The organism is Streptomyces sp. NPDC101225, assembly GCF_044767585.1.
GTDB lineage: Bacteria > Actinomycetota > Actinomycetes > Streptomycetales > Streptomycetaceae > Streptomyces.
On sequence record NZ_JBIWOE010000004.1, the window covers coordinates 75098 to 87266 of the forward strand.

The window sequence follows — 12169 nt, forward strand, 5'->3', positions numbered from 1 at the left end:
ATGCAGCGCTCTGCGGCCCGGTTCTGTTACGGCTGTCACAGGGAAGGAGGTTGGGCCCAGAGCTGCGTGGCACCCGGCTCGGGGGACCCGGTAGCGTGAGCCGACGATTCCGAAAGTCCCCCATTCGTAGGAGTCCCGGTGACGCAGAGTGGACAGGGCGAGGAGCCCTCGCAGCGCGAAGCGCGCGAAGGCATCGTGCTGCCCTCGGACGGGGGCGAACCGCTGCTGCCGGGCATGCTGGACGCACCGGCCGCGGCAGGCCCGTACCACGCCCGCCACGGCGGCCCGCACGACGCCACCGGCTCGTACGGCGGCCCGCAGGCCGCGGCCCCGACCGGCGGACAGGCCTGGGGCACGCCCTGGGGTCCCGGTGAGCAGCAGAACCCGGCGCCGGGTGAGGGCTGGGGAGAGCCGCAGACCCAGACGTGGAGCACGCCCGACCAGCACCAGCCGACGGCGGACCGGTGGGGCGCACCGGACCCGGTGGCGGAGGGCGTGTCCTACGGCGCCCCCGGCGCGGCCCTCCCGCCGCCCCGGCAGGGCGGCCGCCACTCCGCGCCCCGGCCGGCCGCCGACGGGTACGCCGCCCACGGCGCGGCGAGCGCGCCGCCCGCCGACCAGGGCGCCTACGGCACGCCCGCGGCCGGGGCGTACGGCGGCCCGCTGCCGCCCGCCGCCGACGAGGGCGCCACGCAGTTCATCCCGCCGGTGCCCGCGCCGGCCGACGAAGGGGCGACGCAGTACATACCCCCCGTCGGGCCGGGACCGCTGCCGCCCGAGGCGGGCGGCGCACCCGCGGCCTCCGGGCAGACGCAGTTCCCGGGGCACCCGCAGCAGCCCGGTGCCGGGCCGATGCCGCCCGCGTCCGGACCCGACGCCGAGGCCACGCAGTACATCGCCCCGGTGACCGACCAGCCCGGCGCGGCGCCGTACGGCATGGCGCAGGGTGAGGACCGGCAGCCGCCCGCCGAGTTCGACAACCTCTTCCGCAGCGGGCCGGGCGGCGAGAGCCCGGCCGCGTCCACCCAGCAGATGCCGCGCTTCGAGGAGCCCCAGCAGCCCGCCTACGGCCGTCCCCAGCAGCCCGCGTACATCCCGCCGGCCCCGCCCGGCGACGAGGGCCGGGGCCGGCGCGGCGGCCGGAGCGGTTCGTCGCGGGTGCCGCTCATCGCGGCCGTCGGCGTGGGCATCGTTGTCCTCGGGGTGGGCGCCGGTGCGCTGCTCGGCGGCGGGGGCGGCGACGGCAAGGACAAGAACCAGCCGGTCTCCGCCACGGCCCCGGCGACGGAAGGCTCCGCGTCGGCCGCCGCGGACCCGGCGAAGCAGCAGGCCGTCGCCCTGGACAAGCTGCTGGCCGACAGCGGCACCAGCCGGGCCTCGGTGATCCGCGCGGTGGCCGACGTCAAGGGGTGCAGGAACCTGGGCCAGGCGGCCTCGGACCTGCGGTCCGCGGCCAAGCAGCGCAACCAGCTGGTCACCCGGCTGTCCGGGCTGTCCGTCGACAAGCTCGCGAACCACACGGCGCTGACCACCGCGCTCACCAAGGCGTGGCAGGCGTCCGCCGCCGCCGACAACCACTACGCGGCCTGGGCCGACCAGGTGGGCGGCAAGAAGGGCTGCAAGAAGGGCCAGGCCCGCTCGACCGGCCAGACCCAGGCCGGCAACCGCGCGAGCGGCACCGCGAGTCAGCAGAAGGCGCAGGCGGCCGGGATGTGGAACACCATCGCCGAGAAGTACGGACTCACCCAGCGCCAGCCGACCCAGCTCTGACCGGCGGGCGGGACACGCGCCGAGGGCGCGGACGCGCGCCTCAGTGCACGTCCGCGCCCTCCAGCGTGCTGGTCGCGTTGACGAACCCCTTGTCCGCCGCGACGAGCCGGCCCTGGCGCACCACCTGGAGGGTGACGTCGGCGTTGACCAGGCGGGGGAAGCCGATGGCGGCCAGCCTGCTCTCGTCGGCCCAGTGCAGCGTCGGCGTGAGACCGCCCGTGGTGACCTTCAGCCCGTCGTCGAGGGCCTTGCGCACGGTGTCGGAGGTGACCTCTCCGTTGCCCAGCGACTCGACGGTGGCCTTGAACACCGTGTACGCGATCCAGGTCGTCTGCACCCCGGCGTCCGCGGGGTCGATGCGGTTGTCGCCGAAGGCCTGCTGCCGGATCACCTTCTTCATCGGGTCCCAGCGCGGGTCGTTCGCCACCGGGTACCAGCCGGTGACGTAGGAGCCCTCGTACGGCCCGGACTGGCCGCCGGACTCGTTGATCACCGTCTGGTCGACGCTGTCGAGCGTGGCGGCGGTCTTCACCGCCGGGTAGTCCGCGCGATTGCGCCGGAAGGAGTCCATGAAGGTGTCGGTGCGGTCCCCGAGCGCGGGGATCACGCAGCCCTTCTTCGCCGGGTCGGCCGTGGTGGTCCGCAGCGCCTTCTGCGAGGGCCACGAGTACTCGGTGGTGTCGTCCGCCGCCCGCTGGTCCGCCGCCGCCGGGTGGCCGCCCGCCTTGAGGCCGGAGTCGAGCATGGCGGGCAGTTCGTCGCCCGCGATGTTGTCGGGCCGTATGAGCGCCACGGGGCCGCAGCCGCCGGAGAGCTCCTTGCCCAGACCCGCCAGCAGGGCGGGCTGGCCGCCGTTGACGGGGTAGGACAGCGGGCTGGTGAACTCGGCGGTGGTGACGCCGTATCCGCCGATGTAGGGGATGCCGGCGCTCTCCAGCGTCGGCAGGTAGGTGTCGCCGAACTGGCTGTAGGAGCCGACGACCGCGACGACGTCGTTCTTGACGGCGGTGGTCGCGCAGTGCGCGGCGGCCACGCTGTCGTTGTGGTCGTTGCAGGTCAGGACCTTCAGCTGGTGGCCGGCGATGCCGCCGTGCGCGTTGACCCAGCGGGCGTAGGCCCGGGCGAAGGCGGGCATTCCGGGCTTGTTGGTCGCGTCGGTCCGCTCCGGGGCCCAGGTCATGACCGTGATCGAGCCGTCCCCGGAGCCCCCCGTGGCACCGGGGATGACCCCGCATCCGGCGGCCAGCGACGCACACGCGGCCAGGGCCCCCGCCGACAGCACGGCGGCTCTGCGAGGCCTGGTGAGCAGGGGACGGATGGTGTTGCGGATGCGTCGCCGACCGGTCATGGACCCACACGCTTCCGTCACATCGCCAACCCGGGGATGACCCTCGGTTATCGAACGGTGGCTGCGAGGTGAATTGCGGGGGGGCGGTGAGGCGCCGGGGCGGAAGAACGTACGATCGATGACCGTGCAAGCTCCGGAGAACTCTTCCCGCCGTGGCCGTCGCTCCCCCACCATGGGCGGCATGCCACTCAACGACATGCCGTGGTGGCGCTGGCGCAGCAATGTGCGCTCCGCGCTGCACATGCTCTCCGATCCGGTGTTCCAGCGGGACGTCTGGCTGGCCGGTGTCGACGGGTACGGGGACGTGACCGACGCCGTCTACCGCCTGGTCGAGGACACCTGGCTGGACAACTGGTCCGCCGAGAAGTACGTCGGCACGATCTTCCGGGACTCCCAGGAGGCGGCCCTGGTCGACACCGCCGTGCTGCGGGTGCTGCGGATCATGCACCAGGTCGGGCCGGACGCCCAGGTCTCGGCGTACTTCGACAACCCGGGCTGGCCGGAGGCGGTCCGGGCGGCCCGGGACGCGCACGTGCGGATGGCCGCGGCCGACGGAGAGGACCCGGACACCCCGCCGCGCACCCTCGAGGTGCTGCGGATCATGACGCGGTCCGCCTGACGGACCCGGGCCCGTCGGCGGGCCCGCGTATGGGACCCTGTGCTGCATGAACGAGCAGTCCACCCGAGCCGCGGCGGCCAGTGACCAGTACGTCCTCACGCTCTCCTGCCCGGACAAGCAGGGCATCGTGCACGCCGTGTCGAGCTACCTCTTCATGACCGGCTGCAACATCGAGGACAGCCAGCAGTTCGGCGACCACGACACGGGTCTGTTCTTCATGCGCGTCCACTTCTCCGCGGAGACCCCGGTCACGGTGGACAAGCTGCGGGCGAGCTTCACGGCCATCGGCGACGCCTTCCACATGGACTGGCAGATCAACCGGGCCGACGAGAAGATGCGGATCGTCCTCATGGTCAGCAAGTTCGGGCACTGCCTGAACGACCTGCTGTTCCGGGCGCGGATCGGTGCGCTGCCGGTGGAGATCGCCGCCGTGGTGTCCAACCACACCGACTTCGCCGAGCTCGTGGGCTCGTACGAGATCCCCTTCCACCACATCCCGGTCACCAAGGACACCAAGGCGGACGCGGAGGCGCGGGTGCTGTCGATCGTCCGCGAGAACGACGTCGAACTGGTCGTGCTGGCCCGGTACATGCAGGTGCTCTCCGACGATCTGTGCAAGCAGCTGAGCGGGAAGATCATCAACATCCACCACTCGTTCCTGCCGAGCTTCAAGGGCGCGAAGCCGTATCACCAGGCTCACGCCCGGGGCGTCAAGCTGATCGGGGCGACGGCGCACTACGTGACCGCCGACCTCGACGAGGGGCCGATCATCGAGCAGGAGGTCGAGCGCGTCGGTCATGACGTCACGCCGGATCAACTGGTCGCGGTCGGGCGGGACGTGGAGTGCCAGGCGCTGGCGCGGGCCGTCAAGTGGCATGCCGAGCGCCGTATCCTGCTGAACGGGCGCCGGACGGTGGTGTTCGCCTGACGGCTCGGGACGGTCGTGCCGCGCCCCGGGAGGCCGTCCCGCACGCGTCTTCAGGGGCGCGGGGTACGGCGCGACACGGCACGACGCACCCGCACCCGCCCGCGCGGCCGGCGGGCTACAGACGGCTCAAGGACGCCGCGGCGAACAGGACGTCCCTGATCGCCTCCTTGTCACCCACCTGACCGGCGGCCGCATCCGCCGGAGGCACATGCCCGGCGGCGAGGCGGCAGAACTCCACGCCGTCCAGGGCGATATGGGCGACCTCGTGCTCGGCGGAGCCCACGGCGGCGGGGGAGTCGAGGGGGATCAGCCACTCGCCGCCGCCCGAGCCCTCGATCTCCAGGCGCAGGCTGCGGCCGGGCTCGCCGGCCGGGACGAGGTGACGTCCGTGGGAGGGCGAGGCCAGTCCCGTCCGGCGGCGCTGGGCCAGCGCGGCCGGCAGCACCCGGGCCGCGAGGTCGATCATGCGGTGCAGATGGCGCGGGGCGGGCGGGCCGTAGGGGTAGTCGACGGCCTCGGCGATGTCCTCCGCGTGCACCCAGCACTCGAAGGCCCGGTCCACCATCGCGTCGTGCAGCGGCAGTTCGAAGTCGCCGTAGGAGACCGCGAGGCGGGCGGAGCCGGTGCCCCCGCCCGCGAAGGCCACCGTGCGGACGAGGTCGTGGGTCTGCTCCCGCCAGGGCGCCCGGACGGAGCGGCCGGGCGGGACGTGTGCGGTGCGCCAGTACGTCTCCGTGCGGGTCCGGGGCGAGGGGCCCTGGGCGGCGCCGTCGCCCAGCGGGTCGTCCAGGCCGACGGCCACCGCGACCAGGCCGTCGACCGAGAGCAGGTGGGAGATGACGCCGGCCACGGTCGTACGGCGGCTCGCCGGGCCCTCGCCGTCGAACCAGCGCAGCCGCACGGGCGCGTGCCACTCGGCGTCCCCGATGTCCTGCAGCAGGGCGTCGAGGCGGGCCGTCTCGGCGTCGTACGGGGCGGCCCACCCGGGCACCGGGATGCGCGGCGGGCGCCGGTCGAGGCAGCCGTCCAGGACGCGGGTGCGCAGGGCCGGGTCCAGGTCGAGGCTCTCCTGCGGGTGCAGCAGGCCGACCGCGTCGCGCAGCCGCAGCGCCTCCTCGGCGCAGGTGCCGCACTCGCCCAGGTGCTCCTCGACGGCCGCCGTCTCCTCCGGCGAGCAGGCGGCCAGCGCCCAGGCGCCGAGGAGGGACTTCAGCACGCGGTGCTCCAGTGCGAGCGGGACGGGCCGCGGCGCGGGGTCGTCCGGCTGCTCCAGCGCGGGCAGCGGGCGGCCGCCGTCCTCCACGGAGGAGCGGGGCATGGGGATGCGGGGCGGCCGGCCGGAGTCCTTTCCGGTGCCGCCGCCGTGCGCGGGGCCGCCCGGGTCTCCCGGACCGCCGGGCTCGCGCCGGTGCCCGGTCCTGCCGCCCCGCTCCTGCTCGCCGTCCGTGCCCTCGAAGTCCCCGGACGGGCCGTCGAAGTCCCCGGAATCGAAGCGGTCCGCGCTGCCCGCGTCGGTCACGCCGCACCCCCGTAGCCGGGCGGGGCGCCGGGGGCGCCGGCGTCGTGGGCGGTGGACAGCAGCTGCAGGCCCAGGCGGAGCCGGCGGCGGGCCTCGTCCTCGGTGACGCCGAGGTCGGCCGCGGTCTGGCGGTAGTCGCGGCGCTGGAAGTAGGCCAGCTCCAGGGCGGCACGCAGCGGGGCGGGCATGGACTGGACGATGTAGTCGGCGCGGGCGGCGATCGAGGCGCGGCGGACCCTGCGCTCCAGCTCCTCGGCGGAGCCGCCGGCGTCCTGGGCCAGGGCGGCGGTCTCGGTGGCGCGCAGCCGCTGCACGGCGAGCCGGTGGGTCAGCGTGGCGACCCAGGAGCGCAGGGGGCCCTGCCTCGGGTCGTAGGAGTCGGGGTGCTCCCAGACGTGCACGAACACCTCGCGGGTGACGGTGTCGGCGGCGTGCTCGTCGCCGAGGACGCGGTGGGCGAGGCCGTGCACGAGCGAGGCGAACCGGTCGTAGAGCTCGCCGAGGGCGGCGGCCTCACCGCGCGCGAGCCGCTGCTGCATCCTGCGGTCCCAGCGGGGCGGTACGTCCCTCTTCGCCATGCGGCCCCCTCACCTGTGTGTCCGCCGCGGCCCAGCCTGCGTCCATCGTCTCCACGAATGTAGTCGGCACGTCCGACGGCGCACGCCCCTTTGTGTCATCGGGCGCCCCCAGGGCTGCCGGAAGTGATAGTGCAGACTCCCCTACCCGGTTCGCATCTGATCGAACAGGATCGAAGCCGAACAAAACAAGCCGTTTCCGATCGGTTTTCGTTTCTTGGGCCGTGTTTCAGGGAACGGCGGCTGGGCAGCCGCGCTGCAAGGAAGCGAAGTAAGGGCTTCCGGTTGACTGGGGGTCCGGCGAACGAGGGGCATGGTGGTGGCGTTCTACGTGATCGGCGGCGAGCAGGGCGACTGGACCGTGCTCAGTGTGTCGGGCGAGCTGGACCTGGTGACGTCGCCGGTGCTGCGGCAGCGGGTGCACGACGCGGTGGCGGACGGCCGCCACAGCCTGGTCCTCGACCTCTCCGAGGTCTTCTTCTGCGACTCCAGCGGCGTCGGCGTGCTCATCGCGGCCCGCCGTCTCATCCGCTCCTGCCAGGGCAGCCTGCGGCTGATCCTCCCGGCGCAGGGCGCGGTCGACGGCTCCCATGTCAACCGGGTCCTGGGCGCCCTGGGCGTGCGCCGCCTGTTCGACGTGTACGCCGACGTGGACGACGCCGTCTCCGAGGAGGCCGGCCCGCTCTCCGCCTAGGGGCGTCTGACCGTTCCCGCCTGCCCGGCGACCGGAACGGACTGCCGGGCGTCGCGCGCCGGTGGGGCTTCCCGGCCCTCGCGCCGGCAAGCGCCCGGGGCTTCTGCCACACGGTTGTCCCGAAATTCCCCCGGTCTTGGCACAAGCGCCGTTTTCCCCCGCCCCAGGGCCACGGCGCGTCGTACGCTCGCGTCCGGACAGACCCCGACGTGACGTGAGGCGGCCCGAGAAGACATGGTCAGCAGCGAGTACGAGCGCAGGATCGCGGCCCGGTTCGCCACCTTCGACCAGGCCGGCAACGGCTGCATCGACCGCGAGGACTTCAGCGTGGCGGCCAAGGCGCTGCTCGCCGAGTTCGGTGTCGCGGCCCGGTCCGACAAGGGCCAGGCGCTGTACGCGGGCGCCGAGGCGTTCTGGCAGGGCATGGCCGGCATAGCGGACCGGGACGGCGACCAGCGCATCGACCGCGAGGAGTTCGTGAACGGCGCGGTCAAGCGGCTGCGCGACAACCCCGACCGGTTCGCGGAGATCGCCCGGCCCTTCCTGCGCGCGGCTCTCCGCGTCGCGGACACCGACGGTGACGGCGCGGCCACCGTCGAGGACACCGCGCGGGTGCTGAGGATCCTCGGCGTGGACGAGGAGATCGCCCGCGCGAGCGCCGCCGTGCTCGACACCGACGGCGACGGCAGGGTCGGCGAGGCGGAGATCGTCCCGGCGTTCGCCCGCTACTTCACGGTCCCCGAGTAGCGCTCCCGCAGCTGGTACTTGAGTACCTTGCGCAGGGTGTCGTTGCGCGGCAGGGCGTCCACCACCTCCAGCTGCTCCGGCAGCTTGTGCACCGAGAGCCCTTCCGCGCGCAGATAGGACGTCAGCGCGTCCAGGGTCGGGTCGTCCGCCCCCGGGCGCCGCTCCACCACGGCGCAGACCCGCTCCCCGCGCTCGGCGTCCGGCAGCCCGACCACGGCGACGTCCCCCACCGCCGGGTGGGCGGCCAGCAGGTCCTCGACCTCCTTGGCCGAGATGTTCTCGCCCTTGCGGATGATGACGTCCTTGAGCCGCCCGGTGAGCACCAGATGCCCGCTCGCGGTGAGATGCCCGAGGTCACCGGTGCGCAGGAACCCGTCCGCGTCGAACGCCTGCGCGGTCTGCGCCGCGTCCAGATAGCCCTGGCACACCGCCTCCCCGCGCAGCCGCACCTCGCCGCCGGCGATCCGTATCTCCATCCCCCGCGGCGGCCGGCCCTCCGTCGTCGCCAGGTTCTTCGCGGTGTCGTCCGGCGCACCCATGGTGATCATGGGCACCTCGGTCATGCCGTACCCGTGCGTGAGCTGCACGCCCATCTCGCGGACGACGGCGTGGTACACCTCCGGCGGCTTGGGTGCCCCGCCGCCCGCCAGGAGCCGCAGCGAGGGGATGACCTTGGTGCCCGGCTGCTTGCGCTGCTCGGCGAGGAACATCGAGTAGAAGGCCGTGGAGCCGCCCGCGACCGTCACGCGGTGCCTGCGGTAGCCCTCCAGCGCGTCCGGCAGCGCGAACTGCTCGAACATCACCGCCGGGAAGCCGTACAGCAGCAGCATCACCGTGTAGTCGGGCCCGGCGATGTGCGCGTACGGGAAGGCCATCGAGCCCACGTCGTCCTCCGACAGGTGCAGCGCGTGCGCGAGGCAGGACCCGCCGGCGATCAGCGAACGGTCCGTGTGCAGCACGCCCTTGGGGTCGGAGGTGGTGCCCGAGGTCCAGTAGATCCAGCGCACGGAGGTGCCCTCGGCGGGCGGGGCGGGCAGCACGGACGGGTCCCCCTCGGGCAGGTCGCCGTACGCCTCGAAGACGCCCTTGGCGCCCAGCCGCCGTGCCATCGCGGTGTGGTCGAAGCCGCGCCACTCGCCGGGGACGGCGAAGTACTCGGCCTTGGACTCGCGCAGCGCGAAGGCGACCTCGCGGTCCCGGTAGAAGGGGATGACCGGCGTCTGCACGGCGCCCAGGCGGGCCAGCGCGAAGGTCAGCACGGCCGTCTCCAGGCGGGTCGGCAGCTGCCAGGCGACCACGGTGCCGGGGCGTACGCCCATGCCGTACAGGCCCGCCGCCACGCGCTCGGCGCCCGCGTGCAGCTCGCCGAAGGTCAGGGAGCGGTCGTCCTGGAGCAGGACCGGCCGGTCGGGGGTGAGGCCGGCGCGGCGGGCGAGCAGCTCCCAGAGGGTGCGGGACGCGCTCAGGGCGTGGGCGGTGTCGTTCACGGCGGCCCCCTCGGCTCAGCTGACGGACTGTCAGATCGTGCGCAGAGCGTAGGGCCCGGCGCCTTGTCGGTCCAGAGGCGCGGGACTAGCCTGCTGGGCGAAGCAGATCTGACGGTCCATCAGAAATACAGTCGCGTCAGGCGGAGGGGACCCATGACCGAACTGCCCCGCATCATCAGCGTCGACGACCATGTGATCGAGCCCGCACACCTCTTCGAGACGTGGCTGCCGGCGAAGTACCGCGAACGGGGTCCGCAGCCCCTGACCGCGGGCATCGGTGAACTCGCCTACGTCGCCGGCAAGTACCAGATCACGATGGACCCGGAGGGCCAGCCGACCGACTGGTGGATCTACGAGGACCTGAAGTTCCCGTACAAGCGCAACATCGCCGCCGTCGGCTTCGACCGCGACGAGATGACGCTGGAGGGGATCACCCGCGAGGAGATGCGGCGCGGCTGCTGGGACCCCAAGGCCCGCCTGGACGACATGGACCTCAACCACGTCGAGGCCAGCCTCTGCTTCCCGTCCTTCCCGCGCTTCTGTGGCCAGACCTTCGCCGAGGCGCACGACAAGGAGGTCGCGCTGGCCTGCGTGCGCGCCTACAACGACTGGATGGTCGAGGAGTGGTGCGGCGACAGCGGCGGCCGGCTCATCCCGCTGTGCCTGATCCCGCTGTGGGACGTGGAGCTGGCGGTCGCCGAGATCCGGCGCAACGCTGCCCGCGGGGTCAGGGCGGTGACCTTCTCCGAGATCCCCACCCACCTCGGCCTGCCGTCCATCCACTCCGGCTACTGGGACCCCTTCTTCGCGGTCTGCCAGGAGACCGGCACGGTCGTCAACATGCACATCGGCAGCAGCTCCCAGATGCCGGCCGCCTCGCCGGACGCGCCGCCCGCGGTCCAGGCGTCGCTGAGCTTCAACAACGCCATGGCCTCGATGATGGACTACCTGTTCAGCGGGGTCCTGGTGAGGTTCCCGCGCCTCAGACTCGCCTACTCCGAGGGGCAGATGGGCTGGATCCCGTACGCCCTGGAGCGCGCCGACGACGTGTGGGAGGAGCACCGGGCCTGGGGCGGGGTCAGGGACCTGGTGCCCGATCCGCCGTCGACGTACTACTACCGGCAGATGTTCTGCTGCTTCTTCCGCGACAAGCACGGGGTCGCCTCGCTGGACGTGGTCGGGCGGGACAACGCCACCTTCGAGACCGACTACCCGCACGTCGACTCGACCTTCCCGCACACCAAGGAGATCGCCCTCGACCATGTGAAGGGGCTCGACGACGAGACGGTCCGCAAACTGATGCGGGGCAACGCCATCCGCATGCTCGGTCTCGACCTGGACCGCTAGTGGACCTGTCTTACACCCCGCAGGAGGAGGAGTTCCGGGCGCACCTGCGGGAGTGGCTCGGCAAGGCGCTGCCGACACTGCCGCCGAAGCCGTCCCCGCAGGACTGGCCCGCGCGCCGGGCGTACGACCTCGGCTGGCAGCGGATGCTGTACGAGGCCGGGTACGCCGACGTCCACTGGGACGGCACACCGAGCGTCCGCCTGATCTTCCTGGAGGAGACCGAGCGGGCCGAAGCGCCCTACGTCGGGGCGAACTTCGTCGGGCTGCTGCACGCGGGGCCCACCATCGCGGCCGAGGGGACGCCGGAGCAGCGGGAGCGCTGGCTGCCGCCGGTGCTGCGCGGCGAGGAGGTCTGGTGCCAGGGCTTCAGCGAACCGGACGCCGGCTCCGACCTCGCGGCACTGCGCACCCGCGCGTGGCGGGACGGCGACGACTACGTGGTGCGCGGGTCGAAGATCTGGACCTCGCACGCCGAAGTGGCCGACTGGTGCGAGCTGTTGGTGCGCACCGACCCCGGGGCGCCGAAGCACCGGGGCATCTCCTGGCTCGCGATGCCCATGGACGCCCCGGGGATCACCGTACGTCCGCTGCGGACGCTGGCGGGGTCGGCCGAGTTCGCCGAGGTGTTCCTCGACGACGTGCGCGTGCCGGTCGCCAACCGGGTCGGCGCGGAGAACGACGGCTGGCGCGTGACCATGGTGACGCTGTCCTTCGAGCGCGGCACGGCGTTCGTCGGCGAGGTCGTCGCCTGCCGGCGCGTGCTGGGCGAACTCGCCGCCGAGGCCCGGGAGAACGGCCGCTGGGACGACCCCGTGCTGCGGCGCCGGCTCGGCAGGCTCAACGCGGAGTTCCGGGCCCTGTGGCGGCTGACGCAGTGGAACGTGAGCGAGGCGGAGGCCTCCGGCGGGGTGCCGGGGGTCGGGGGGTCGGTCTTCAAGCTGAGCTATTCGCATGCCCGGCAGGAGCTGTACGACGCCGCCGCCGATGTCCTGGGGCCGGACTCGCTGGATCTGGAGCGGCCGTGGACGCTCGACCGGCTCTCGTCGCTCTCGTACACCATCGCGGCCGGGACCTCGCAGATTCAGCGGAACATCGTGGGTGAGCGGGTGCTCGGGCTGCCGAAGGGGAGGTGAGC

At 73.1% G+C, this 12169-nt stretch carries 11 protein-coding genes; 7 read left to right on the forward strand and 4 right to left on the reverse strand.

What is annotated here, in order from left to right; genetic code table 11:
• The first annotated feature begins 138 nt into the window (after positions 1–138).
• Positions 139–1770: a hypothetical protein gene (locus ACIRPX_RS07160; RefSeq protein ID WP_404189465.1), complete on the forward strand. Its 1632-nt coding sequence runs from the start codon at positions 139–141 to the stop codon at positions 1768–1770.
• Positions 1771–1810: 40 nt separating this feature from the next.
• Here ACIRPX_RS07160 and ACIRPX_RS07165 read toward each other — a convergent pair whose 3' ends face one another.
• Positions 1811–3118 (reverse strand): ABC transporter substrate-binding protein, encoded by a 1308-nt coding sequence (locus ACIRPX_RS07165; RefSeq protein ID WP_404189467.1) that lies wholly within the window; start codon positions 3116–3118, stop codon positions 1811–1813.
• 118 nt (positions 3119–3236) lie between these two features.
• Between ACIRPX_RS07165 and ACIRPX_RS07170 the strand changes: the two genes are divergently transcribed.
• Both ACIRPX_RS07170 and purU read left to right on the forward strand, forming a co-directional pair.
• Complete coding sequence (locus ACIRPX_RS07170) at positions 3237–3737, forward strand: hypothetical protein (RefSeq protein ID WP_404189470.1); 501 nt, start codon at positions 3237–3239, stop codon at positions 3735–3737.
• 46 nt (positions 3738–3783) lie between these two features.
• Entirely contained in the window at positions 3784–4665 is an 882-nt protein-coding gene (purU, locus tag ACIRPX_RS07175; protein WP_404189473.1) for a formyltetrahydrofolate deformylase, read from the forward strand.
• A 115-nt stretch (positions 4666–4780) separates the two neighbouring features.
• Here purU and ACIRPX_RS07180 read toward each other — a convergent pair whose 3' ends face one another.
• Both ACIRPX_RS07180 and ACIRPX_RS07185 read right to left on the reverse strand, forming a co-directional pair.
• On the reverse strand, positions 4781–6184 hold the full coding sequence (locus tag ACIRPX_RS07180) for a maleylpyruvate isomerase N-terminal domain-containing protein (protein WP_404189476.1): 1404 nt from the start codon (positions 6182–6184) through the stop codon (positions 4781–4783).
• The gene (locus tag ACIRPX_RS07185) at positions 6181–6762 is read right to left on the reverse strand and encodes a sigma-70 family RNA polymerase sigma factor (protein WP_404189478.1); all 582 of its coding nucleotides are present in this window, start codon (positions 6760–6762) and stop codon (positions 6181–6183) included. Before ACIRPX_RS07185 ends, ACIRPX_RS07180 begins: the two co-directional genes overlap by 4 nt.
• A 310-nt stretch (positions 6763–7072) precedes the next feature.
• Between ACIRPX_RS07185 and ACIRPX_RS07190 the strand changes: the two genes are divergently transcribed.
• Complete coding sequence (locus tag ACIRPX_RS07190; protein ID WP_404189480.1) at positions 7073–7453, forward strand: STAS domain-containing protein; 381 nt, start codon at positions 7073–7075, stop codon at positions 7451–7453.
• Positions 7454–7687: 234 nt separating this feature from the next.
• Positions 7688–8200 (forward strand): EF-hand domain-containing protein, encoded by a 513-nt coding sequence (locus ACIRPX_RS07195; RefSeq protein ID WP_404189483.1) that lies wholly within the window; start codon positions 7688–7690, stop codon positions 8198–8200.
• On the opposite strand, the gene ACIRPX_RS07200 is transcribed toward ACIRPX_RS07195, so the two are convergent.
• Positions 8179–9687, reverse strand: a complete 1509-nt coding sequence (locus tag ACIRPX_RS07200; RefSeq protein ID WP_404189486.1) for a class I adenylate-forming enzyme family protein — start codon at positions 9685–9687, stop codon at positions 8179–8181. The genes ACIRPX_RS07195 and ACIRPX_RS07200 overlap by 22 nt on opposite strands.
• A 153-nt stretch (positions 9688–9840) precedes the next feature.
• Here ACIRPX_RS07200 and ACIRPX_RS07205 point away from each other — a divergent pair, with 153 nt between their 5' ends.
• Positions 9841–11034: an amidohydrolase family protein gene (locus tag ACIRPX_RS07205; RefSeq protein ID WP_404189490.1), complete on the forward strand. Its 1194-nt coding sequence runs from the start codon at positions 9841–9843 to the stop codon at positions 11032–11034.
• A complete protein-coding gene (locus tag ACIRPX_RS07210) occupies positions 11034–12167 on the forward strand; it encodes an acyl-CoA dehydrogenase family protein (RefSeq protein ID WP_404189492.1) in 1134 nt (377 codons plus the stop codon). Before ACIRPX_RS07205 ends, ACIRPX_RS07210 begins: the two co-directional genes overlap by 1 nt.
• Positions 12168–12169: the final 2 nt, after the last annotated feature.